At 63.9% G+C, this 23,722-nt stretch carries 18 protein-coding genes; 8 read left to right on the forward strand and 10 right to left on the reverse strand.

The window, feature by feature from the left end:
* Window positions 1-231: 231 nt before the first annotated feature.
* Complete coding sequence (locus tag ASG86_RS05700; RefSeq protein ID WP_056331452.1) at window positions 232-1,221, reverse strand: sugar-binding transcriptional regulator; 990 nt, start codon at window positions 1,219-1,221, stop codon at window positions 232-234.
* A 314-nt stretch (window positions 1,222-1,535) separates the two neighbouring features.
* Here ASG86_RS05700 and ASG86_RS05705 point away from each other — a divergent pair, with 314 nt between their 5' ends.
* The 6 genes from ASG86_RS05705 (at window position 1,536) to ASG86_RS05730 (ending at window position 8,288) form a co-directional block, all read left to right on the forward strand.
* Window positions 1,536-2,498 (forward strand): sugar phosphate isomerase/epimerase family protein, encoded by a 963-nt coding sequence (locus ASG86_RS05705; protein WP_056331454.1) that lies wholly within the window; start codon window positions 1,536-1,538, stop codon window positions 2,496-2,498.
* A gap of 21 nt (window positions 2,499-2,519) precedes the next feature.
* The gene (locus ASG86_RS05710; protein ID WP_162253493.1) at window positions 2,520-3,440 is read left to right on the forward strand and encodes a PfkB family carbohydrate kinase; all 921 of its coding nucleotides are present in this window, start codon (window positions 2,520-2,522) and stop codon (window positions 3,438-3,440) included.
* A 110-nt stretch (window positions 3,441-3,550) separates the two neighbouring features.
* The gene (locus ASG86_RS05715) at window positions 3,551-4,636 is read left to right on the forward strand and encodes a sugar ABC transporter substrate-binding protein (RefSeq protein ID WP_082566685.1); all 1,086 of its coding nucleotides are present in this window, start codon (window positions 3,551-3,553) and stop codon (window positions 4,634-4,636) included.
* A 19-nt stretch (window positions 4,637-4,655) separates the two neighbouring features.
* Complete coding sequence (locus ASG86_RS05720; RefSeq protein WP_056331459.1) at window positions 4,656-6,161, forward strand: sugar ABC transporter ATP-binding protein; 1,506 nt, start codon at window positions 4,656-4,658, stop codon at window positions 6,159-6,161.
* Window positions 6,158-7,237, forward strand: a complete 1,080-nt coding sequence (locus ASG86_RS05725; RefSeq protein ID WP_200946170.1) for an ABC transporter permease — start codon at window positions 6,158-6,160, stop codon at window positions 7,235-7,237. Before ASG86_RS05720 ends, ASG86_RS05725 begins: the two co-directional genes overlap by 4 nt.
* A 43-nt stretch (window positions 7,238-7,280) precedes the next feature.
* Complete coding sequence (locus tag ASG86_RS05730; RefSeq protein WP_162253494.1) at window positions 7,281-8,288, forward strand: amidohydrolase family protein; 1,008 nt, start codon at window positions 7,281-7,283, stop codon at window positions 8,286-8,288.
* Window positions 8,289-8,763: 475 nt separating this feature from the next.
* Here the strand turns inward: ASG86_RS05730 and ASG86_RS20465 are convergent, their stop codons facing one another.
* From ASG86_RS20465 to ASG86_RS05770, 8 genes are all read right to left on the reverse strand, one after another.
* Window positions 8,764-8,952: a hypothetical protein gene (locus ASG86_RS20465; protein WP_156386134.1), complete on the reverse strand. Its 189-nt coding sequence runs from the start codon at window positions 8,950-8,952 to the stop codon at window positions 8,764-8,766.
* 90 nt (window positions 8,953-9,042) lie between these two features.
* Entirely contained in the window at window positions 9,043-10,260 is a 1,218-nt protein-coding gene (fdhA, locus tag ASG86_RS05740; RefSeq protein WP_056331465.1) for a formaldehyde dehydrogenase, glutathione-independent, read from the reverse strand.
* Between the two features lie 320 nt (window positions 10,261-10,580).
* Entirely contained in the window at window positions 10,581-13,406 is a 2,826-nt protein-coding gene (locus tag ASG86_RS05745; RefSeq protein WP_056331467.1) for an ATP-binding cassette domain-containing protein, read from the reverse strand.
* A complete protein-coding gene (locus ASG86_RS05750) occupies window positions 13,403-13,963 on the reverse strand; it encodes a hypothetical protein (RefSeq protein ID WP_056331469.1) in 561 nt (186 codons plus the stop codon). The genes ASG86_RS05745 and ASG86_RS05750 overlap by 4 nt, the downstream gene beginning before the upstream one ends.
* Window positions 13,964-14,111: 148 nt before the next feature.
* The gene (locus ASG86_RS05755; RefSeq protein ID WP_082566693.1) at window positions 14,112-15,701 is read right to left on the reverse strand and encodes an APC family permease; all 1,590 of its coding nucleotides are present in this window, start codon (window positions 15,699-15,701) and stop codon (window positions 14,112-14,114) included.
* 77 nt (window positions 15,702-15,778) lie between these two features.
* Window positions 15,779-17,419 carry a GMC family oxidoreductase gene (locus ASG86_RS05760; protein ID WP_056331474.1) on the reverse strand — a complete coding sequence of 547 codons (1,641 nt, stop codon included), beginning with the start codon at window positions 17,417-17,419 and terminating at the stop codon, window positions 15,779-15,781.
* The gene (locus ASG86_RS05765; RefSeq protein WP_056331476.1) at window positions 17,420-18,958 is read right to left on the reverse strand and encodes an aldehyde dehydrogenase family protein; all 1,539 of its coding nucleotides are present in this window, start codon (window positions 18,956-18,958) and stop codon (window positions 17,420-17,422) included. It lies immediately after the preceding gene.
* 101 nt (window positions 18,959-19,059) lie between these two features.
* Entirely contained in the window at window positions 19,060-19,641 is a 582-nt protein-coding gene (locus ASG86_RS05770) for a TetR/AcrR family transcriptional regulator (RefSeq protein WP_056331478.1), read from the reverse strand.
* Window positions 19,642-19,782: 141 nt separating this feature from the next.
* Between ASG86_RS05770 and ASG86_RS20470 the strand changes: the two genes are divergently transcribed.
* Window positions 19,783-19,971: a hypothetical protein gene (locus ASG86_RS20470; protein WP_156386136.1), complete on the forward strand. Its 189-nt coding sequence runs from the start codon at window positions 19,783-19,785 to the stop codon at window positions 19,969-19,971.
* A gap of 57 nt (window positions 19,972-20,028) precedes the next feature.
* Here ASG86_RS20470 and ASG86_RS05775 read toward each other — a convergent pair whose 3' ends face one another.
* The gene (locus ASG86_RS05775) at window positions 20,029-21,006 is read right to left on the reverse strand and encodes an ABC transporter substrate-binding protein (protein WP_056331480.1); all 978 of its coding nucleotides are present in this window, start codon (window positions 21,004-21,006) and stop codon (window positions 20,029-20,031) included.
* Window positions 21,007-21,335: 329 nt separating this feature from the next.
* On the opposite strand from ASG86_RS05775, the gene ASG86_RS05780 reads away from it, so the two are divergent.
* Window positions 21,336-23,669 (forward strand): hypothetical protein, encoded by a 2,334-nt coding sequence (locus ASG86_RS05780; RefSeq protein ID WP_056331482.1) that lies wholly within the window; start codon window positions 21,336-21,338, stop codon window positions 23,667-23,669.
* Window positions 23,670-23,722: the final 53 nt, after the last annotated feature.

Consider the following 23,722-nt stretch of genomic DNA (forward strand, 5'->3'; position numbering starts at 1 on the left):
GGGCTTGGCCGGTACACCTGCCGTCCCGGTACCACCACCTGGTCCCGCTCGTCCCCGCAGCTTCTGCCGGCATCCCACTTAGTAGTACAACCCTGCCGGAGAGGACAGGCAGCAACCCCGCCGCGTGTGACGCAGGTAGTGGCGGACGGTCTCCCTGCTGGTCGCGTCATCACCTGCAAGGACGGCCAGGCGCTCAACTCACCGGCTGCTGCAGGCTTCGTGACAGTGAACTTACAACTGTGGTGGTTCGAGGAGCTGACGCGCAACGTCGGCGTCGGTGATCAGGACGTTGATCCAGCCGCCGGATACGGCGCCGCGGATGGCGTCCAGTTTGCCCATGCCGCCGGCTACACCGATGCGGCGGGGTACCTGCATCATGACCTCGGCGTCAATGGATATCACCCGTTCTTCAATCGCGGGTTTCATGGGCACCCCGTTGATGTCAAAAAAGCGCAAGCAGATCTCGCCGACAGCCCCCGCCCGCGATAGTTCTCCTTCTTCTGCACTGCTCAGGGCATTCCCGCTGGCTTGCCAGAGTGGTGAGGCGGGGAATGTTCCGATCCCCACCAGTAGCGTCGTTAGGCGCTCCCATGCTTCTACTGATGCGGCCACTGCTGGATCCCCGAGGAACGCTTCGCGAATCTGAGGGTTCGCAACGAGGCCGGGGCATCCCATATAGAAGGGCTTGGCGGAAGTGAGTTCGGCGAGGTGGGAGACCAGGCGGCTGGCCTGCATTTGTGCTTGGGGGCTGCCTACACCGCCAATGAGCTGGATTACTTCATTCGCTACTTTTCTCGGGCGTGATCGCATGGCTTCAACCGTTTGCAAGAGCGTGGTGCTCCATGAGGAGATTCCGATGTAGTCGTTGGCGTCAATCGTGGTCTCCAGGTAGGTGGCTGCGGACGAGCCCAGTCGCATACCCAGTGAAGCGCCGTCCATGACGTCCACTACAACCACCTCCCGGAGCTGGTACTTCTCTTCTAGGGCCTTTTCGAGGCCGACATAGATTCCCGCCGGCTGGACGATGGATGTTCGCACTATCCCTAAGTCAACTGCGTTCTTGAGGTAGCGCGACACCCTTGCTTGGGAAAGGTTCAGCCGCTGGGAGATGTCACCCTGGGAAAGCCCCTCCTCGTGATAGAGCACGGCGATCTTCGTGAAGAGTCGCAGCTGTTCCGTGGTGACGGACAGTAAGGTCGCTGATTCTGTGAATTGCGTCATACTTCGTAACTTTCGGTGCGCGTATGAATATTTATGCAGGGCCGAATAACGCGTGGACTTGCCCATCCGGTGGACAGTTCTACTTCCTAAGGCGAAAGGCGGCCTCCCTGTCGATCAGCCGAAGCCAAGAGCGGTGCTGAATGAATATTCAGCCCTGAAAATTCTCTGCCTCAATATCGATTCTGCCATCCTTTCCGGGGATTTTGGCTCATAGACTTCCAACACCAGCCCAACTTCAGAGCCGAAGTTCCGTCAGGAATTTCGATCGCCGTCCATGTGGACCGACTGGCCTTCACGATCGAAAGCGAACTGCAATGACAGACATTAAGTACTCCACCCGTCTTAACTCCTTTGCCTTGGGCAAGGGAAAGAAGTATCCCAGTGGCGAGGATTCGGTGATCGACCTGATCGCCATTGCCGGCACTGTCAAGGGCCTGACCACCCTTGAACTGAACTACCCGGAGCACTTCGGCACTGATTCAGTCGATGACATTAAGGCGGCCCTGGAAAAGGCCGAACTGGACGTGCGTGGCATCCAGCTCCGTTGGCCTGCACCCCAGTTCGCGAATGGGGGATTCACGAATCCTGACCCTGCGCTGCGGGAAGCAGCAGTGGGAATGGTCAAGGAGGCCATCAGCCTTTGCCGCGAATTCGGCGCCGATCACGTGCTGCTGTGGCCAGCGCATGACGGTTATGAATACCCCCTGCAGATGGATTACATGAAGGCATGGGGCTGGATGGTGGAAAGCCTGCAGACGGTCGCTGACGTCGACCGGGACATCCGTATCTCCATTGAGTACAAGCCGGCTGAACCGCGTGGACGCACCATTCTTAACACTACCGGCGCGGTCATGAACCTCATCAAGGACTGTGACCGCCCGAACCTCGGCGTTACTTTGGATTTCGGGCACCTGCTGATGGCCCGTGAGAACCCGTCCCAGTCGGCGGCTATGTGCCTGCGTGACCAGAAACTGTTCGGTCTTCAGCTGAACGATTCCCACGGGGTAGCCGATGACGGACTCGTGGTAGCGTCGATCCACTTCGCGGAGACGCTGGAACTTGTGTACTACCTGCTGCGCGAGGGCTACCAGGGAACGTACTACTTCGACACCGATCCGGTACGAGAGAACCCTGTTGCCGAATGCGAGATGAACATTGAGAGGATGGGGACCATCATCGAGAAGGCCCACGAGCTGGTTCGGGACTATCCGGATCTCCCCAGCGGGGACGCTCTGAACTCATCATCCGTACTGTGGTCGAAAGCAGTGGGTGTCTAAGTGCGGCCAACCGGTGTCTGCGTGGTCGGCTCGGTAAACGCGGACCTGATTGCGTATCACGGTGCAGAAGCAAGCGTGGCAGGCTATGTGACGGGTGACCGCTTCGAGATGGCCGCGGGCGGCAAGAGTCTGAACGCCGCGATGAGTATTGCAGCTGTGGATCCGACGGTTACCCTCGTGGCCCGCGTCGGCTCCGACGATCTAGGAAATTTCATCATCGGCGCTCTTCACAAGAGAGGGGTCACCACCGAAGGCATCATCCGGGATGAGCGGACCCACACGGGCGTAGGTCACGTCAGAGTCGATCGACAGGGGGAGTACGACACAGTCGTCGTTCCCGGAGCCAACGGAAACTTTTCGCCGTTAGATATTGACGGCTACGTCCAAGCGCACGATCCGCCGGCATTCGTTGTCCTGAACCTCGAGGTGCCGCTTCCCACCGTCAAGCGGGCAGCGACGCGCTTCCGGGAACTCGGTTCTACAGTGGTCCTGAACCTTTCACCGGTGTGTGCAGAGGCAAGGTCGCTCCTCCGGCTCGCGGACGTCGTCGTTCTAAACCTTCGGGAAGCCTGCCACGTACTGGATGTCCCGCTTAACACCGACGTCCTGGTGCTGCTCACCGCTCTACGAGAGGCCGGCGCGAAAACTCCTGTCCTGACGCTCGGCGGCGGCGGGGTCGCGGCCCTGCACGGAAATGAGTTCGTTCAGGTAAACGTCGAACCGACAGTGGTCGTGAATTCAGTCGGTGCAGGTGACAGTTTCCTGGGAACAATGGTTGCGGCGATGGCGAACGGCCATCCGTTTCCGTTGTGCCTCAGGGCAGCCAACGAAGCGGGCAGGCTCGTGTGCAGCAAGCCTGAATCCTTCCTTACAACCGCTGACGTCCGTCAAATCGAGGACGCTATCGGATTTTCCCTCGCCAACACCTCCGTTGGCCAGTAGCTGACCAGCACCCTGCTGCACCCCGTGCGTGGCAGGAACCCTTGCGGTGCCCGAAAGCAAAGGTGTCGCAACAAAATCTAGCAAGAGTGCCGCAAAGTGCGGGCCTTCCAATGATGAAAGGAACTATCACCATGAATAGAATCCCTCGCGCTGCTACACAGCTGATCGCCGCCACGGCGGCAGTCGCTATGCTCGCAGCCTGCAGTGCCACCCCTGACGGTCCAGCAGGCCAGGCCGCGGGATCGGGCGGTGATCTGGCCAGCCTCGTTGACGCCTCGGCGAAGACCCCGATCAAGGACCTAAAATCCAGCCTTGGCGAGCCGGCAGCGCCAGCGGCCAACACGAAGCTCTGCTACATCACGCGGACACTGTCCAACGAATTCTGGGGATTTGAACGGGACGGCTTCGAAGCAGAAGCAAAGAGGCTCGGCGTCAACTACCAAACGTTTGATGTGACCGACGAATCTTCCATCACCGAACAGTTGGACAAGGCAAAGAGTGCCGCGAACCAGGGCTGCACCGCCCTGCTTGCCTCACCGATTTCGGCTACTGGGCTGGACACCGTTTTCACCGATGCCCTGGGCAAGAAAATGCCGGTCGTCGTCCTCAATGATGCAAAAGGCACCGTCCCCGGCAGCGTCTATGTCGGTCCGGACGCGCTGACCATCGGCCAGACCGCTGCTGATTACATCGCGTCCAAGCTTCCCGAAGGCGGCAAGGTCGCCATGATCGAAGGCGACCCGGGTTCATCAAATGCTTTGAACCGTGGCGAGGGCTTCAAGAACGGTCTTGCCAAGCACTCGAACCTACAACTGGTTGCCTCCCAGACAGCGAAGTGGGATCAGACCAGGGCACAGGAGATTGCGACTGCCATGCTCACCGCGAACCCCGACATCAAGGCGTTCTACTCCCAGAACGACGGTATGGCGTTCGGCGTCGCCGCTGCCATCGCCGCCAAAAATCTGACCGGAAAGGTCCTGCTGGTCGGTACCGACGGCATTCCCCAGGCGAAAAAGGAGATCCAGGCCGGCAACATGACCGCCACGGTCAGCGAACAACCCGTGACCGAAGGCGCCAGTGGCGTTGGTGCAGCTCTTTGGCTCCTGCAGGGCAAGAAGGTTCCCGGCTGGATTGACGTTCCCGCCTTCATCATCGACTCTGAAAACGTCGGGCAATACCCGACCGGAATGCCGTAAGGCAAGAACGGTACCCATCATGGTTGCACCGCTGCTGGAACTGCAGAACATCGCGAAGTCATTCCCGGGCGTCCGCGCTCTGAACGATGTCAGCTTCACCTTGGAGCGCGGAGAAATCTGCACGTTGGCCGGGGAAAACGGCGCCGGAAAAAGTACACTGCTCGCCATTCTGGGCGGTTCCCTTGTTCCCGATCACGGGGCCGTCCTTATCGACGGCACCCAGCGGCAGCACTTCACCCCCCGCCAGGCACTGGCCGACGGGGTGAGGATCGCCCATCAGGAACCGGCCATCGTCCCACAGCTGACTGTGGAGCAGAATCTCGTACTAGGCCGCTCCTCCCGAGAACGTCGGGATGCTGGCGCTGATATCGACCAGGCGCTGGCCGACGTCGCCCAAATGGGGTTTCCCCTCCACGCCAAAGCCTCCGTAAGGGGGCTAAGCCCGGCACAACGCCACGCCCTGACCATCGCCCGGGCACTGGCCTTCGGCGCGAAAATCGTAGCGCTCGATGAACCTACAACCAGCATGCTGGAACACAACGTTGAAGGCGTCCTGAACCGTGTCCGGGAGATCGCCCACACTCGCGGTGTTGGCATCATCTACGTCTCGCACAAAATGCCAGAAGTCATGAGTGTTTCGGACAAGGTCGTGGTCCTGCGAGACGGAACCGTCAATTACACCCGGCCGATCAGGGAGACATCTGAACAGGACATAGTAAGGAACATGGTTGGCAGGGAGTTGCTGTCGTTCAAGCGGCAGCACCCCGTACGATCTGACGCCCCGGTCTTGTTTTCGGCTTCGGAAGTCAGCCATCCGACCGGGGGAGGGCCGCTGTCGCTGGACGTCCGGGCAGGCGAGGTTCTGGGCATCGCCGGCTTGGTCGGCTCAGGCCGCACTGAGTTTCTGCGGGCAATCATCAGGGCCGACAAGGGCAGTACCGGGGTGGTGAGTATCGATGGGAAAAACCGCAAAATCCGCTCGCCTCGAGACAGTAGAAACGCCGGCATTGCCTTCATCCCCGAAGAACGCAAACACCAAGGCCTGGTCCTGCAGGTCCCTGCCTACTTCAACGTCGCCCTCACCGCTGACCGGCAGTTCAACGGGTTTGGCCCGTTCATTAGCCTGCGAAAACAGGTCGCGGCAGCCGAAGAGGCGGCAGCTCGGATGTCATTGCGCCCAGCCAATGTCCGGCTCAACGCCCGCCAATTTTCAGGCGGCAACCAGCAAAAAATTGTCATCGCCAAATGGACCTGGCGCAACACCAAAGTGTTCCTGTTCGATGAACCCACGAAGGGCGTGGACGTCGGCGGCAAGGTCGAAATCTACGAACTCATCGATGCTTTGGCCAACGCCGGAAGCGCCGTGATCGTGGTCTCCTCCGACCTTCCGGAAATCATCTCCCTCAGCGACCGGGTCAAAGTCATGCGGCAGGGTCAGTTCGTCTCCGAGCACACGGGCGACGACATCAACGAACACAGTCTTGTGGCCAACGCCATGGGCATCGCAGAAAGAACTACGACATGAGCCAGCCAACCCTGCCCAAGAAAGACCAGGCCGAAGACAGCGGAAACAACGCGATGAACCGACGGCCCTACGCTACAGCCATCAAAAAATCACGCACCCGGCCGGTACTTAACCTCCAGGCACTCGGAATCTACATCGCTGCAATTGTCATCTTCCTCATCTTCGGGTTGCTGAACCCCAACTTCCTCACCTCCGGCAACCTCCGGGACATCGCCATCTCCGCGAGCGTCAACGCCATCATCGGGCTCGGGATCACGTTCGTCATCATCACCGGCGGCATCGACCTCGCCGTCGGTTCCATCGCAAGTTTTGTCGGTATCGTATCCGCCACCCTCATGGTCAATGCAGGGACCTCACCCTTCCTCGCCCTGCTGGCCGGCATTGCACTGGGCCTGGTCTGCGGTGCCATCAACGGCCTGCTCATCACCAAACTCAAGCTGCCGCCATTCATCGCCACGCTCGGAACGATGAGCATTTATCAGGGCTGCGCATACGTCGTCACCAATGGTCGGCCTGTCTACAACGTCCCCAAGGACTTTGTCTTCATGCTCAACAGCTATGTAGGCGGTATCCCTGTCGCAGTCATCCTCGTAGCAGTCCTCGCCGTGCTCTGCTGGCTGCTGCTCCGTCGAACGGTGTTCGGACAGAACGTCATAGCCACCGGTGGCAGCGAAGAGACCGCCTGGCTCTCGGGTGTTCGCGTCGACAGGGTGAAAATCGCTGTTTACGCACTCTCCGGCGTACTCGCCGGAGTCGGCGGCCTAGTCATCGTCGCCCGCATCAATGCTGCCCAGACCGACGCAGGAAGCCCGTACCTTCTCACGGCGATCGCCTCAGCCGTTATCGGCGGAGCCAACCTCATGGGCGGCGAAGGACGGATCGCAGGAACCTTGGTCGGCGCCCTGATCCTCGGAGCGCTCACCAACGGTTTGGTGCTGCTCAACGTCCCCAGCTTTTACGAACAGATCGTCACCGGTCTCGTCGTCGTCATTGCTGTCGCCCTGGACCAAGGCAGCAAGGGATGGCCACTGTTGAAGAAGAAGAAGCTAGAACCACAGAAGGAAGCCGTTGCATGACCCAGCGTCGCCCTGACTGACTGCGGAAGACACCTATCCAAATTTGACCAAAGCCGGTAACGGCGGCAGCCGAACAGCGCTGCCGCCGTTACCGGCTCGCCGGTCCCACACAAGCGGCACGCAGCCACAGGAGGTGCCCGTGCTGAATTTCGGAATTATCGACGCCCACCACCACCTTTGCGACTTCTCCCGCTCCTACCCATGGCTTCAAAGACCGGCGGGACCGTTTCGCTACCACGGAGACGACCGCCCGCTGAGGCGGGACTACTTCCTGGATGATTATCTGGCCGACACCCGGGAATTCGAGTTGTTCGGTTCCGTCCATATTGAGAATGGCGCCGCGGATCCGCTCTGGGAAGCGGAGTGGATCCAGAACGTGCATGACAGTTGCGGCCTGCCCTCGGTCCAGGTAGCCAAAGCTTCACTGGCCGATCCGGAAGTGCTGCCCAGACTTGAACAGCTTGCCTCCATCCCATCCGTGCGCGGAATAAGGGACATCCTCAACTGGCACCCCGACCCCCGCTACACCCATACGTCCCGCCCGGACCTAATCACCGACCCCTACTGGCTGGAGGGATTCTCTCAGCTGGCTTCCCTGGGCCTTTCCTTCGACCTTCAGGTCTTCCCTGACCAACTGGACCAGGCCGCGCAACTGGCTGCCAACCATCCGGACACAACCATCATCCTGGACCACGCGGCGATGCCGGTTCAGCGTGATCGGGCCTCCCTCGGGGAATGGCATGCCGGCATGGAAAAATTGGCGAAGCAGCCAAACGTCGTCACCAAGATCTCCGCGCTGGGAACCAACGACCACTCCTGGACGACGGCTTCTATCCGGCCAATCATCCTGGAAACCATCGAAGTCTTCGGCCCGTCCCGCACAATGTTCGGAAGCAACTTCCCCGTGGACAGCCTCTACTCCAGCTTCACCGAGCTCTATCGTGCCTTCGACGACGTGACCGCCGGCATGACAGATGGCGAACGCCGAGATCTCTTTGCCGAAACAGCAAGGAAAACCTACAGAATCGAGACCTCCTTGCCAGCTAACTAGGCGCTAGGGCATTCGCTGCGATATCAGGCTTGAGTGCACTGCAGCTACCAAGGCACACCGGGAGCTACCCATGAGCATGATAGTTAGAAATCTGATTCAAGAGATGGTCGAGCGAGGAGACCTAGCTCTTGATCACGCGAGGATCTCCGGAGAATCACTTCCGTCAACCTGCCTGGGCCGGATAAACCCTGTCTGCTGGATCAGCGGCGGGAACTGGTGGGCGGTTGCGATCTGTCCATGGCTGGCGTCAATTCAGGTTTTCCATGGCTGGAGATCGTGAGCCGTTGGGATAGCTGCCTGGCAGCATCAGACCAATTTCGGCGCCTCTGGAATCAGGGAGGAGTCGTGTGTCAGCTTAGATGTAGCTGGGCGGGACACTCATGATCTCCTGTGCAGCGAAGGTTGCTGAGATGCCTATCTGCATGTGGTCCCGGCCCTCGGGCTTATGCCGGATGGCCTGTGCAGCTACGGTCAGTCAGCGGACGCCGAAGTCGCTGTCAACATACGAGCCCGGGCGCTTTTCGGGGCCATGCTGGCAATTGCACCCACCATCCAGCTGCAGCCGAACGGTCACCGGACCCGATGCTTCGAGCCGGATGTCGACATGCTCCTGCCCGTTGCTGCTAAGGCGGAGAATTGATTCTTGGTCGGTGAGAAGGGTCATCTGATTACCTTTGCTGATATTTGGAGAGTGGATGCGCACCGGTGGCACGGGCCCTGAATGCCCGTGCCATCCGGGCGGGTTGCTGCGGTTCTACGCCGCGACGTAACCGTTCGGGTTCAGCACGAACTTCGTTGCCGAACCGGCATCAAATTCGGCGTAACCGCGCGGTGCGTCCTCAAGTGGGATCGCTGTGGCGTTTACTGCCTTGGCGATCTGGACCTTGTCGTGCAGGATGGCCATCATCAGCTGGCGGTTGTACGACATCACGGGGCACTGTCCAGTTGTAAACGACAGGGACTTTGCCCATCCGGTGCCCAAGGACAGCGACAGGGAGCCGCGCTTTGCTGCCTCGTCAATTCCACCGGGGTCGCCGGTGACATAGAGGCCTGGGATGCCAAGGGCCCCGCCTGCGGCGGTGATGTCCATGAGCGAGTTCAGCACGGTGGCGGGGGCCTCGTGGGAGGCGTCCTTGCCGTGACCGCGGGCTTCGAACCCTACGGCGTCCACGCCGCAATCCACTTCGGGGACGCCGAGGATTTGCTCGATCTGGTCCTTTGGATCGCCCTTGGTGACGTTCACCGTTTCACAGCCGAAGGAGCGGGCCTGAGCCAGCCGGTCTTCATTCATGTCACCGACAATCACCACGGCTGCACCGAGCAGCTGTGCGCCGACCGCGGCCGCGAGGCCCACCGGGCCGGCACCGGCAATGTAGACGGTGGATCCGACGCCCACTCCGGCGGTAACGGCGCCGTGAAAGCCTGTGGGGAAGATGTCGGAAAGCATGGTCAGGTCCATGATCTTTTCCAGCGCCTGGTCGCGGTCCGGGAACCTGAGCAGGTTCCAGTCGGCATAGGGGACCAGCACGTATTCGGCTTGGCCGCCCACCCAGCCGCCCATATCCACGTAACCGTAGGCGCTGCCCGGGCGGTCAGGGTTGACGTTCAGGCAGATGCCCGTCTTGCGCTCCTTGCAGTTCCGGCAACGGCCGCAGGAGATGTTGAAAGGCACAGAGACAATGTCTCCCACCTTGATGAACTCAACATCCGGACCGACCTCCACCACTTCGCCGGTGATTTCATGGCCAAGGACGAGGTCCTTAGGCGCCGTGGTCCGGCCCCTGACCATGTGCTGGTCCGAGCCGCAGATATTGGTGGTCACCGTGCGGAGGATGGCGCCGTGGGGTACTTTTCGGCCCACATTGGCGGGATTGACGCCAGGCCCATCCTTGAGTTCGAACGTCGGGTAGTCGGTGGTGATGATTTCGACGACGCCGGGTTCTTTGTAGGCAACGGCTCTGTTTCCTGACATGGACACTCCTTTTGGTAGGGGTACTTGGTGCCAGGCCTTCCATTCGGATGGCTTTGCAGTGGTCCTGCAACGTTGCAGGCGCTGCCCCATGGCCCGAGAGCGGTGCTTCGATAGGGATACCTCCCCAGGTTTCAGGCCACCGAAGCACCCTTCACGGGCATGGGACGGCTCTTTCTGCCTCTGATGTTGGAAGAGCTTGTAAGGATGAGACTAGGGTCACAGGAGCTGCAACAAAAGCGCGAGATTTTGAAGATAACCCTGCGGAATCTATGCATGATTCGTCACGCTCATAACTTTGCCACTAATTCTTGGCGGGGCACTTAGACCCTAAGTTGCAGCCCGTCTTTGGCCTGTTCGGAGTGGGCCTTCGCAGCCTGCCCGCCCGCGCTGGAGACCGGCTTCACCCGCCGGAGGGCGGCGAGGATGGCCCGGCCCACCACGGCGATGCCGATGACCGTAGTGACGGCCCGCAGGGTGTCCCAGCCCGCCGTCGAGGTCAGCAGTGAGTAGAGCAAGAAGCTGCTGAGGTTGGTGGCAAGCGGCGCGCCCGGCACATAAGAGATCCCGGTGCCGGCACCCACGGCGAAGGGCCAGAACCACAGGTTGGTCAGCAGCCCGAACAGGTACGACGCCACCACGCCGTATCCGGCCAGCATCCACAGTTCCGCCCTGCCACGCACCCGGCGGGGGAGCAGTCCGGCCCCCGCGCCCACCCACGCGCACGCGAAGATCTGGAACGGCGTCCAGGGCCCAACCCCGCCCCACAGCACGCTGGAGACGGCGATGGTGGCCGCACCGAGGAGCAGGCCGAAACGCGCACCGAACGCCCGGCCGGCCAGGATCAGCAGGATGAAGACGGCCTCCACGCCGCCGACGCCGGTGCTCGCCACCCGGACAGCGGAACCGACGGCGGCGAGCACGCCGAGCAGCGCCACCGTATGTGCGGAACGCACCGAACCGTCCAGGGACACCACGACGGCGACCGCCGCCACGGGTGCGATGGCCAGCGCCGCGTAGGGAAGGGCAGCGGTGGCGTCCTGGGGCAGGGCGGCGGCGAGCAGCGGCCAGCAGAACGCCGCGAGGGCCAGCAGGTTTGCGGCAGCCAGGACGGCCAGCTCGACAGGACGCGGCATTCGGAGGCGGCGGGGCTTCACGGTGTCCCGGGGGTCGGGCTGCTCGTTGAGGGCTGCTCGCTGAGGCCTCGCTGCTGCCGGCCGGGGTGGGAGTAGAAGCGGTTCGGGGCTGATGAGTGGTTCGGCTGCCGGCGCTACACCGTCCCGCATCGGCAGGATCCGGGCGCCCAAGCCATGTGCGAACTCGAGGTCGTGGGTGGCGATCAGGACTGCCGTGCCGTCGTCAGCCGCCGCGCGGAGCGCCGCCGAGACGGCTGCCCGCGCCGTGGGATCCAGGCCGCGCGTGGGCTCATCGATCAGCAGGACCGGCGGGCGGTCCATGGTCTGCAGCGCGATGGCAAGGATCCTGCGCTCGCCGGCAGAAAGGTCCCGGTGATGTTCGTGGCCGATGGGAATCTGAACGCCTCCGCGGAGCCGGGCCAGGCGTGAGGCCGCAAAGCCAGGGGCGATGTGTTCACCCTTCTTGCCGCGCGACAGGCGCCGCTCGGCCGCGCGGAGCTCCCCGGCAACGGTGTCCCTGGTGAACAGATCATCCGAGGCGTCCGGCACTAGGGCCACCCTGTCGCCGTCGACCTTGCCCTTAACAGCTCCGTCACCCAGGGCCAGCGCCACCAGGAGGGAGGACTTCCCGGCCCCGTTCGGCCCCACCAGGGCCACCACTTCGCCGCGGTGCAGGGCCAGGGAGGCATCGCGCACCAGCGGCTTGCCCTTGCGGTGCACGGCGAGGTATTCCGCGGTGAGCACGGGCGCAGAGTCCAGCACCTCCCGCGCAGGACCGGCATCGGGATGGCCAGGAGTCGCGGGTTCACTGCCCGGCACCAAGGCTCCGCCGTCGATGGTCCACCAGGAATCGGCAATAGGGGCGAGTGCTTCCGCGCGGTGCTCCGCCACGATGACGCAGACCCCTTCCTCCCGGGCCAGGGCGCTGAGCACGGTGATGACGCGTGCGCGTGCGGTGGCGTCAAGGTCGGCCAGGGGCTCGTCAGCCAGGAGCAGGCCCGGATGGTCCACGACGGCGGCGGCGATGGCTACCAACGTCGCCTCACCGGCCGAGAGGGCGCTGACGTTCCGGTCCAGCAACGCGGTGACCCCGATCCGCTCCGCTACCTCATCCACCCGCGCCTTCACAGCAGGGGCGGGTACGCCGCGCAGCTCAAGCGCCAGGCCAATTTCGTCGCTGACCCGCGTGCTGGCGAAGGCGGCGCGGGGATTCTGCAGGACGACCCCAACAAGGCGGGCCGTATCCCTGGGCGGAATAGCAGCACGGTCCAGTCCGCCCACGTGCACCGTCCCGGAAACCTCCCCACCGTCAACGTGGGAGAGCAGGCCCGCGATACCCCGCAGGACGGTGGACTTGCCGGATCCCGTCGTCCCGGTGATGACCGTGACCGAGCCGCCCGGGGGCACGAACCCGTCAACCCTTATGCACGTGTCCCCAATCCGGAACCCGGCGTTCCGCACCAGGAGCGGCATGCCGCCGTCGAACCCTTGCGTCTGCGCCCCGCAGCTGCCGAAGCCGCGCAGCTCCAGGGCCGCGGCAACCCGGCCGGCGTGTTCCAGGGTGCGCTCCAGCACGGGCACCAGGGCGCGGGGTCCAAAGCGCTCGCCCCGCAAGCGGAACGCCAGGCGCACGGAGGCCGCGGCGTCGGCCAGTGCAGGGAGCGCCGCCCACGCCACCACCAGCATCCTGGCCACGCCCTGCAGGGGGCCGCCGCGGGCCAGCCGGACGAAGCCCCGGGAAACATCCACCCAGGCATTGAGCAGGCCGAAGCCGAGGATCGTGGCGGCGATGGGCAGGGCGGACAGGACTGCCGCCCAGAGGCCGGGCAAGGTGACCGGGCCGAGGAAAACTACATGGGCATAGGGGGCGGGAAGGCGCAGCGGCGGCAGGTCGAGCAGGATGGGGCTGCCAGTGCCCGCCCCGTTAAAAAGGACGCGGTAGACGACCCGCGCCGCGATGAACACAACGGCGAGGACTGCCGCTGCGCGCAACGGCGCGGGCCGGAAGGTCATGCCGCGGGGGCTGCGGGCTCGCCGTCCACCGTGAAGAGCAGTTCCAGGCTCTCTCCCGGCTTTACCTTCTGGGTGGAGAGGGCCTCCTGCGCGTATTCCCAGTTCCCCGACTCCGGCTTGATCCAGATTGACCAGTAGGCGGAGGCCGCGGGCATGCCCTTGCATTCCTCGCGGTAGGTGCCGTCCTTGTGCTTGACGTCGAAGTCGGCGGCGGGGACGCCGTTCACGCGGCATACGGCATCGGGGTACTGGGTGGTGCCCTCGGTCTTGATCTTTGCCTCGTCGAGCACCTTGGAAGCCACGGTGGGACCGTCCACGGACACGCAGGTGGAGGTGCTGGCGGCAGCCTGTTTCAGGGCACCGGAATCGACGATGACCTTCACTCCGGCGCATTCCCCGCTTGAGCTGCTGGAAGAAGCGCTGGCAGAAGCCGATGCCGGGGAGGCGGAGGCACTGGGCTGGTTGGCGGACGGCGTGGAACAGCCGGCGAGGGCAATCAGGAGACCGGCGGCGGCGAGTGAGCCCGCGGCGGCGGTACGGATCTTAGTCAAAGTCACCTGTCAAGGGTAGGGCGTTCCCCGCCCGGAGCAGGAGGCCGTCCCCTTGTGTGACGCCAATATTCAACATGGGCGGGGGCTGGTGACGCACAAGGGCCGACGGCGGCACTCGGGTGAGTGCCGCCGTCGGCCCTTTCTGCGGGAAGTGTCAAGCGGGTTCTGTTGCCAGTGCCCCGTCCGCCGCCAGCGCATCCTGCGGCGCGTCGTCGGTTGCCTGGTGCCGTCCGGCGCCTGACGACGGATGGGCGGCGACGGCCGCGGCGTGCTCGGCCAGCACCCCGGTCTGGTGCCGGATCTTGAGGCGGTAGAGCAGCGTCCCGCCAACGACCACGGCGGCCACGAACATCACGCCGCCCCACTGCAGGTACCACTCAAAAGGCGGCACCGAGTTGTAGATCTCCGGGCGGGGCCAGATCAGGTTCAGGGTCATGGCGCCGCCCCACAGGACCGCCAGGATGTTCACGGGAACACCCCACTTGCCCATGCTGAAACCGGGTTCGGAGCCGTCGTGCGCCAGGGGCCACTTCTTCAGGAAGCGGTTGCGCAGCATGGGCACCGTGACCAGGAGGTAGGACAGGTAGATCAGCACAATGCTGATGCTGGACAGGATGGTGAAGATGGCCGGCTGCATGACGTTGATGAGCAGCGGGACCACGGCCAGGACACCCACCACGATGGCCGCGACGGTGGGGGTCCTGCGGACCGGATCCACCTTGCTGAGCTGCCGGCTGAACGGCAGGTTGTTGTCCCGGGCCATGGCAAACACCATGCGGATGGCTGCCGCGTGGACCGCGAGCGTGCAGACCACCACGGCCACCACGATGCACAGCAGGAAAGCCTTGCCGAAAGGCCCGCCCAGGACGGAGAGCACGATGTGCTGCAGGCCGCCGTCGGCAGATCCCACCTTGGGGTCGGTCAGGTCAGGTGCGGCCAGGATGCCGAACAGCAGGATCAGGCCGCCCAGCACGAACGAGGCCGTGACGGCGCGCAGGATGGCCTTGGGCGCCGTGCGCTTGGGGTCCTTCGTTTCCTCGCCCAGGGAGCTTGCGGTGTCGAAGCCGTACATCACGTAGCCGGAAGCCATGGCGCCGATGAGGAAGACGCCGAAGAAGCCCAGGTCATTGCCTTCCCCGAAGCCCGCGGTGTCGAAGAAGACCTCGGGCCCCCGCACCACGTGCCAGCCCAGTGCCAGGATGAGCAGCACGGCCGCGATCAGTTCCACGAAGACGCCGATGCTGTTGATCCGGGTCATGAGCTTTACGCCGAACGCGTTGATGAGGGTGGAGATGGTGATCATGATGGTGGCCAGGACCACGCCGTTCATGGCGAAGTCGTACGGGCCGGTGCCGTCACCGACGAACTGGAAGCCGGACCAGAGCTGCGGCAGCGTCAGCTGCAGGGCCAGGGCCACGGCCCCCAGCGCCATGATGCTGGACAGCATCAGCAGCCAGCCGGCCAGCCAGGCGGTGGTCCCGGATGCAAGCCGTTTGGCCCAGTTGTATACGGACCCGGCCACAGGGTAGCGGCCGGCCAGTTCGGCAAAACACAGCGCCACCATCAGCTGGCCGGCGAACACGAGGGGCCAGGACCAGGCATATGCCGGGCCGGCCATGGAAAAACCAAAGTAGAACAGCTGGAAAACACCGGTGAGGATGGAGATGTAGCTGACACCTGCGGCGAAGCTGGCAAACTTGCCGATGCTCCGGTCCAGGGTCTGGGTGTAGCCGAATTCGTCCATGCCGCTTGAATCAATACTCTTGCTGGGTTCCAATATGGACTCCTAGATCAGAAAAGCACGATGGTGGTTGCCTGGTCTCAGGCGAAGGAGGGGCTGAGCTCCGCTTCTTCAGTTGCAGCGCATCCGGTATGGGCTGCACGGATCAGATCGGCGCAGCGCTCGCCGATCATCATGACGGTGATGTTGGGGTTGACGGTGATGTGTTCGGGCATGACGGACGCATCGGCGACGCGGAGGCCGGTGACGCCCTTGACCCGCAGCTGGGGGTCCAGCGGCGACATGTCGTCGTCGGCCGGGCCCATGCGGACGGTGCCTACGGGGTGGTAGACGGTGTTGTGGGTCTTGCGGATGTAGTCCTGGAGTTCCTCGTCCGTCTGCGCGTCGACGCCGGGCGAGAGTTCGCGGCCGGTCCATTCCGCCATGGCAGGCTGGGCGGCGATTTCGCGGGCCTTCCGGATCCCGGCCACCATGACGCGCATGTCATGGCCTTCCGGGTCCGTGAAGTAGCGGGGGTCCACCATGGGCTTGTCGCGGAAGTCGCGGCTGCGCAGCCGGACGGTGCCGCGGGAGCGGGCGTGGGTGACGTTCGGGGTGAGGCTGAAGCCGTTCTCCGTGGTGGGGTAGCCGTGCCGGAGGGTGTTCATGTCGAACGGGACGGAACCGTAGTGCATCATCAGGTCGGGGCGGTCCAGGCCGTCTTCGGTGGGGGTGAAGATCCCGATCTCCCACCACTGCGTTGAGGTCTGCACCATGGGCTGTTTGGCCTCGAACTGGACCACGCCTTCGGGGTGGTCCTGCAGGTGCTCGCCCACGCCGGGGGAGTCCACCAGGACCTCGATGCCGTGCTGGGCCAGGTGGGCCGCCGGGCCGATCCCGGAGAGCATGAGCAGCTTGGGGGAGTCGATGGCGCCGGTGGACAGGATGACCTCCTGGCGCGCGGTGAGCCGGTGGGTGCGGCCGAACGCGGAGTCAACCACGTCCACGCCGGTGCAGCGCTTGTCCGGATCGAACACCAGCTGGCGGGCGCGGAGGCCGGTCAGCAGGGTGAAGTTTTCGCGTTCCATGATCGGGTGGATGTAGGACACGGAGCTGGAGGCTCGCGTGCCGTCCGCCCGGCGGTTGATCTGGAAGAAGTTGGCACCGTTGACCACCGTGGCGCCGGTGTTGAACCTGGCGCGGGGAATCCCGGCCTGCTCGCAGGCATCCAGGAGCGCGACGCCGGCAGGATCCACCGGGGGCACGTTCATCAGGTGCACGGGGCCGGAGTCCCCGTGATGGGGTGCGTCCGGGCCGGCGTCCTCGTTGGTTTCCAGCCGCCTGTACAGCGGCCAGGCCGCGTCGGCATTCCAGCCGGTAATGCCGTACTTGGACTCCCACTCGTCCAGGTCCTCCCGCGGCGCCCAGAAGGCGATGCAGGAGTTGTGGCTGGAGCAGCCGCCCATGACCTTGGCGCGGGCGTGGCGCATGAAGGAGTTGCCGTTTTCCTGCGGTTCCACCGGGTAGTCCCAGTCGTAGCCGGATTCCAGCAGCTCCATCCAGCGGTCCAGCTGCAGGATTTCGGGGATGTTGCGGTCATCCGGGCCAGCTTCCACCAGGGCCACGGTGACGTCCGGGTCCTCGCTCAGGCGTGCGGCCACTGCGGCGCCGGCGGATCCGCCGCCGATGACGATGTAATCGAACGAGCGCCCGCTGAGGTCCTCGATGTTGTCGACGTGCATCTAGTTCTCCTTGCCGTGGTCAGCGAACCAGCCGGTCACCTGGGGGTTGGTGTTCTGGTAGATGTGCTTGGCTTCCTGGTACTCCGCCAGGCCGGTAGGCCCCAGCTCGCGGCCCACGCCGGACTGGCCGAACCCGCCCCACTCGGCCTGCGGCAGGTAGGGGTGGTAGTCGTTGATCCAGATGGTGCCGTGCCGCAGCCGGTTCGCCACGCGCTGGGCCTTCCCGGCGTCCTGCGTCCACACCGCCCCGGCCAGCCCGTAGATGGTGTCGTTGGCGGTGGCCACTGCCTCGTCTTCAGTGCGGAAGGTTTCCACGGTGACCACGGGGCCGAATGCCTCGTCGGTGACCAAGGACATGCCGCGCTGCACCTGGTCCAGGATGGTGGGCTGGTAGTAGAACCCGGCGTCGTACTTCTCTTCCGAAGGTGCCGCGCCGCCGGTCCGGAGCCGCGCGCCTTCCTGGATGCCGCGCTGGACGTAGGCGTGCACCTTGTCGCGGTGGGCGGCAGAGATGAGCGGGCCGGTTTCGGCGGCGTCATCGAAGGGGCCGCCGAGCCGGATTGCCTCAGCGCGCCGGACCAGCTCGGCCACGAAGCGTTCGGCGATGGATTCCTCCACCAGCAGCCGGGCGCCGGCTGAGCAGACCTGGCCGGAATGGACGAAGGCGCCGTTGAGGGCGTTGTCCACGGCGGCGTCGAAGTCGGCGTCCGCGAACACCACGTTGGGGTTCTTGCCGCCCAGCTCCAGCGCCACCTTCTTGACGGTGCCGGCGGCCGCAGCGGCGATGCGCTTGCCGGTTTCCAGGCCGCCCGTGAAGGAGACGAGGTCGACGTCGGGATGTTCAGAGAGCGGTGCACCCGCCTGGGCGCCGGGGCCGGTGACGAGGTTGGCCACCCCGTCCGGCAGGCCGAGGTCCTGCAGCAGCTGCATGGCCAGGATGCTGGTGGACGGCGTCAGCTCGGAGGGCTTGAGGACGAAGGTGCACCCGGCGGCCAGAGCGGGGGCGATCTTCCATGCCGCCTGAAGCAGGGGGTAGTTCCACGGCGTGATCAGGCCGCAGACGCCCACGGGTTCGTAGACGATCCTGCTCACGACGCCAGGGTCCCCTGCATCCACCACCCGGCCGGCCTGCTGCCCTGCCAGTCTGCCGAAGTATTCAAAGCAGGCGGCGATGTCGTCCATGTCGATGCGGCTTTCGACCATCCGCTTGCCGGTGTCCAGGGACTCGGCCCGGGCGAACTTTTCCCGGCGTTCGCGAAGTCCTGCCGCGACCTTCAGGAGGAAGGACCCGCGCTCGGGTGCCGGGACGGAGGACCAGACGCCGGAGTCGAAGGCGGCGCGGGCCGCTGCAATGGCGCGTTCGGCGTCTTCGCGGCCGGCCTCGGAGACCGTGGCCACCAGCTCGCCGTCTGCCGGGTTGTGGATCCGGCGCACGGCGCCGGATGCGGCCGGCTCCCAAACGCCGTTGATGAACAGGGAAGAAGCTGTCTCAGTTTCTTCGGTTGGGGCTGAATCCCGAACCGGTGTGGCGTAAGTCATAGGAAGGACAGTAACGCACGTTGAACGAGTGTTCAATACATTTCTTGAACACTTGTTCAATGACTTTCATGAGGCTACCGTTGCCTCGCGGCAGCTGTTTTTTAGGCGAAGGCGATCTGCTCCGTACGCTCGATGCTTCGCTGGATGGAGGCCTTGTCCACGCCGAGCAGCGCCGTCAGCCACATGCCGTTCTGGATGACCACGATGTCCGCTGCCCGCTCCCTGCAGGCCTCCCATGACAGGTCGGGTTTGGCGCTGGACACCAGTGCTGCGAGCCCGTCGATGTACCGGTCGAAGGCGGCGGCGTTGATCTGTGCGTAGTCCTCGTCCGCCTGGGCGAGGGCCCAGAGGTGCAGGCGCAGGGACAGGTAGCGGGTGGTCAGCAGGTCGGTGGCGGCCACGCGCCGGAGGGCCTTGCGCAGCTGTTCGTCCGGGGGCGACGACGGGTCCGGGGCAACGAGCAGGAGGTCATGCTCATCCACCCGGTGCAGGGCTGCCCGGATCAGGGTGGTCTTGTCGTCGTAGTAGTAGTTGACCAGGCCCAGCGCCACGCCGGCTTCCCGTGCCACGGCCCGCATGCTCACACCGGAAATGCCGTGCCGGGACAGCAGATCCATCGCCGCTTCGAGAATGCGCGTCTGTCTGTCAGTCTGTTCGCCGGAGTTCACGGCACTGGTCCCCATCTGGCCAGACTATTGCCTAACCGGGCGGGAGCGCACTTCCGGGCGGGCCGGGCAGTCGGCTGTTGATTTTTGTTTGAAGCCTTCTCCAGCAGGGCACCTTGCTTGTGCATCTGGATTTTGTCTGTACAGCTTTGGAGATAGATGGAAAGCGCAAGCCTCATGGCCCTGTTATTTGTGGGTGCCGCCGGGAGAGGCTGGAGCGCCCAGCCCAACGCCCGCGAAATCGTTGCCAAGCCTTCGCGGCTGTCGGCCCTCTGGATGGGGGTCCGGTGCAGGACCGCCACGTTCCTGCACCGGCTGGCGTGGGCAGTGGAGCCGCACCCGCGCTGACGCAGAAGGATCCCCGCCTTACCGAAGTGAGGCGGGGATCCATTCGTCGGCAGGTGCCTACTTCTTAGGCAGGCCCGCCGGGTTCAGCTCGGACTTCTGGATGGCCTCCGAAGAGAGGCCCCAGCGGTCCAGGATTTTGGCATACGTGCCGTCCTCGATCAGGTGGTTGAGTGCGGCCTGCGCGGCGACCGCCAGGCCGTTGCCCTTCTTGGTGGTGAAGGCGATCTGTGCGGTCAGCGGCCAGCCGCCGTTCAGCGTGCCCACCTGCTTCGTCTTCCCGTCCTGCGCCGCCTTGTAGGCGGCAGCCGCGTTGGGCCCGAACGTCAGGTCCGCACGGCCTGACTGAAGGGCCAGGCTCGAGGCGGAGTCGTCGTCGTAATACTGGAACTCCACCGGCGCCAAACCGTTCTTCCTGTTCTCCTCGTCCCAGCGCACCAAAATGGCTTCCTGGTTGGTGCCGGAGCCCACGATGATCTTCCGGCCGGCCACGTCCTTGGCTTCCTTGATCTCCCCGATGCTGGAACCGTTCTTGGCATAGAAGCCCAGCAGGTCGTTGCGGTAGGTGGCGAAATCGAACTTTTCCTTCCGCGCTTCGGTGACGGTCACGTTGGAAAGGACGGCCTCGTACTTGGACGATTCGATGCCCAGCGGCCAGTCGGCCCACGCCACGGGCAGGACCTCCACGTCGAGGCCCAGCGCCCCGCCCATCGCGTAGGCGATGTCCACCTCGCTGCCGATCAGGGTTTTGTTGTCCGTGGCGAACAGGCTGAGCGGGGCCGTGCCGCCGGTGGTCACCACCGTGAGCTTGCCGTCGGCCCTGATGGCCTCCGGCACCAGGGCCGCTGCGGCGTCGTCCTTGGTGACCTTGACGCGGTCCTGCTGAGGAGACAGGTTGAAGGTCTTGCCGCTGGAGTTGGTGGCGGACGACGACGGTGCTGTCGCCGCCGAGGCGCCGGGATCGGAGCAGGCAGCCAGTCCCAGCAGCGCTGAGACGGCCAGGGCAACGACGGCGGCCGGCTTGGGTTTGAAGGCCATGGTTCCTCCTTGGAAGGGTGGCGGGGATGCAACGGAATGTGCGCGTTGCAGCAACTATCCGGCAGCCCCGGAACGGGAATCAAAGCGTCCGAAACCCTGGGATACAGGGAGTAACGGCGGTTAACCGGAGGACCGCGGCGGTCATATTTGGCTGGGCCGGGGCCGGTGGATCTCCAAGTGGCGGTCCGTCACAAATTCATCAGAAAACGAGTACTCGGGGAAGAAAGACAGGTGGTGATTACGCGTGTTCTCCCCCGGTGCCGGAACTTACGGTTGAGCCATCAAGCGGCCAGAGTGGTGCCGTTCCATTGGTCTTTTCAGGAGCTCGCATGCGTACTTCCCCGTCCAAGTCTGTTCTTACCCGCCGTCTTGCGGCTGCTGTGGTCCTGCCGGGGTTGCTCGCCACCAGCATGGTGCTGGTCCAGCCCGCCGTTGCTGCCACAACGTCCACCACGGGCATGTGCAATGGCGTGGTGAATCAGCTCGCGCACCGCGGTGCCGTCCAGGAGAACCTCCTGAAGGCTGCGGCCAAGAAGAACGCGGACGCAATCCTCGCGCTGCAGGCGGAGAAGGGGACGCTTCAAACCTCCAAGGATTCGCTCACCGCCCAGGTTGCGGCAGCACAGCAGGAACTGGACGGCCTTACGGCCCAGGAGACGCAACTTGCCAATGACATCGACGCTGCGCAGGCCGAGGTGGACGGGCTGCTCTCTAGGCAGGGTGATCTGGGCGCTGCCGTGACCGCTGCGGAAGCTGACCTCGCCGCCCTGCAGAGCCAGCAGGCAAAGGCTGCAAGCGAGCTGGCGCCGCTGCAGGAGGAACTGGCAACGGCGCAGTCTGAATCCGCGAAACTGAAGAGCACGCTTGCTGACCTTGAGGGGCAGCAGGCGCTGAACACCGAGTCCCTTGAAACCGCCAAGACGGAGCTCGGCGCCCTGGAGCAGGCAGCCTCCGATGCAGCCGCCGAGGTTGCTGCCACGGACGCTGAAATCCAGCGGGCCCAGGACGAGCTGTCGGCCCTGAATGCCAAGGCGGAGCAGGCGGCTGCGGACGTGAACGCTGCGCGGCTGGCAGTCATTGACGCCGAAACCAAGCTCGCAGAGCTTGTGGCCACAGGATCTGCCGCGACAGCAGAACTGGATGCCCAGCAGGCAGCGGTCGACGCCGCCAACAAGACGCTGGCCGGGCTGCAGGATGCCGCCGCAGTGGCCAATGGCGCTGTCACCGCGAAGAAGAACCAGATCTCCGCTGCCGAGGCCCAGCTCGCGGGCCTGAAGTCCACGGCCTCCCTGGCAAAGGAAGCCCTTGACGCCAAGAACGCCGAAATCACTGCAGCCCAGGACGCCCTGGTGGCGCTGCGGGCAAAGGCGGCAGCAGCAGCGACGGCTGTCAGCGACAACGCTGCCAAGATCGCCGCGGTCAACGCTGACATTGCTAAGCTGCAGAGCCAGATCGATACCAAGAATGCAGAAATTGACGCGAAAAAGTCTCAACTGGCAACAGCTAAGAGCGAGCTGGCCGCGCTCACAGCCGACAAGGCCACCCTGGAGGGTCAGATTGCTGACCTGAACTCTCAGATCGCAGCGATCAACAACAATGGCAAAACGAAGAAGGAACTCGAGGCGAAGCTGGCTGCGACGAAATTGCAGCTGGACAGTGTCAACACCCAGATCGCCGACAAGAACACCCTGATCTCTGGCCTTCAGGGCAACTTGGACGCGCTGCAGACGCAGGTCAATAGTTTGAACGCCCAGCTGCTTACCAAACAGCAGGAGAGCAGTACACTGCAGCGGCAGGCGGCAACTCTCCAGGCTTCGCTGGACACAGCGAACCTCGCCGTCACGGCAGAGCAGGCTGATATCGAGGCACTGCAGGCCCAGGTGCCGGACCTGCAGGCGGCGGCCAAGGATACCTACGCCGCCGTTGAGGGTAAGCAGACGGAGCTGACCACTCTGCAGGGCGAGTTGGCAGCCCTGAATGACGCTGCAACTGCAGCCGTCAACGCGGTTGCCGAACAGCAAAAAGTAGTGGACGAATTGGCGGACGAGCTCCCTGGGCTGACGGAGAATGTGGAGCAGGCGCAACGGGAGATCGCGGACCAGCAGTCCGTCTTGGATGCCAAGACGGCCCTGCTGACCCAGGCGCAGGACGCGCTCACGGCAGCCAACACGGCGGTGGAAACCAAGACGTCGGACATCGCCGCCCTGCAGGACCAGCTCAAGGGACTCCAGGCGACTTTGGACGCAGCCAATACGGCGGTCACCGACAAGACGGCGGAAGTCGCCGCACTCACCCTGTTGGGTGAAGGCCTGGCCTCCCAGATCACGGAGCTCAATGCCCGTATCGCCACCCAGGAGGCTGCCGTTCTCGACCTCCAGGGACGCGTGAAGCCTCTGCTGGACCAGCTCACCAGCCTCAACGGCGAGATCACGGCTGCGGAAGCGAAGCTCACAACCCTGCAAAGCCAGCTGACCGCATTGGACACCCAGGTCACGGCGGCGCAGGGAAAACTGCGCGATCTCCAGGCTCAGAAGAAGCCGAGCAAGGAGGCGGTTGAAGCCCAGAAGCTTGTAGTTGCCGGCCTTCAAGCCCAGCTGGCGGATATCCAGACTCAGATGGCAGTCATCGACCCGACCATCAAGAACGGGGGCTGCGCCGTCTGATTCGGCCGTACGGCAAAACGCCCGGCGCTCAATGACGTGCGCCGCAAGGAGGG

It is taken from the genome of Arthrobacter sp. Soil764 (assembly GCF_001428075.1).
In the GTDB taxonomy this organism is placed as follows: domain Bacteria; phylum Actinomycetota; class Actinomycetes; order Actinomycetales; family Micrococcaceae; genus Arthrobacter.

Coding starts and splice junctions, on each gene's coding strand:
- ASG86_RS05700 (WP_056331452.1), bottom strand. CDS start 1,221: ATGACGCAATTCACAGAATCAGCGACCTTACTGTCCGTCACCACGGAA.
- ASG86_RS05705 (WP_056331454.1), top strand. CDS start 1,536: ATGACAGACATTAAGTACTCCACCCGTCTTAACTCCTTTGCCTTGGGC.
- ASG86_RS05715 (WP_082566685.1), top strand. CDS start 3,551: ATGATGAAAGGAACTATCACCATGAATAGAATCCCTCGCGCTGCTACA.
- ASG86_RS05720 (WP_056331459.1), top strand. CDS start 4,656: ATGGTTGCACCGCTGCTGGAACTGCAGAACATCGCGAAGTCATTCCCG.
- ASG86_RS05725 (WP_200946170.1), top strand. CDS start 6,158: ATGAGCCAGCCAACCCTGCCCAAGAAAGACCAGGCCGAAGACAGCGGA.
- ASG86_RS20465 (WP_156386134.1), bottom strand. CDS start 8,952: ATGACCCTTCTCACCGACCAAGAATCAATTCTCCGCCTTAGCAGCAAC.
- fdhA (WP_056331465.1), bottom strand. CDS start 10,260: ATGTCAGGAAACAGAGCCGTTGCCTACAAAGAACCCGGCGTCGTCGAA.
- ASG86_RS05745 (WP_056331467.1), bottom strand. CDS start 13,406: ATGACCTTCCGGCCCGCGCCGTTGCGCGCAGCGGCAGTCCTCGCCGTT.
- ASG86_RS05755 (WP_082566693.1), bottom strand. CDS start 15,701: ATGGACGAATTCGGCTACACCCAGACCCTGGACCGGAGCATCGGCAAG.
- ASG86_RS05760 (WP_056331474.1), bottom strand. CDS start 17,419: ATGCACGTCGACAACATCGAGGACCTCAGCGGGCGCTCGTTCGATTAC.
- ASG86_RS05765 (WP_056331476.1), bottom strand. CDS start 18,958: ATGACTTACGCCACACCGGTTCGGGATTCAGCCCCAACCGAAGAAACT.
- ASG86_RS05770 (WP_056331478.1), bottom strand. CDS start 19,641: ATGGGGACCAGTGCCGTGAACTCCGGCGAACAGACTGACAGACAGACG.
- ASG86_RS20470 (WP_156386136.1), top strand. CDS start 19,783: ATGGAAAGCGCAAGCCTCATGGCCCTGTTATTTGTGGGTGCCGCCGGG.
- ASG86_RS05775 (WP_056331480.1), bottom strand. CDS start 21,006: ATGGCCTTCAAACCCAAGCCGGCCGCCGTCGTTGCCCTGGCCGTCTCA.
- ASG86_RS05780 (WP_056331482.1), top strand. CDS start 21,336: ATGCGTACTTCCCCGTCCAAGTCTGTTCTTACCCGCCGTCTTGCGGCT.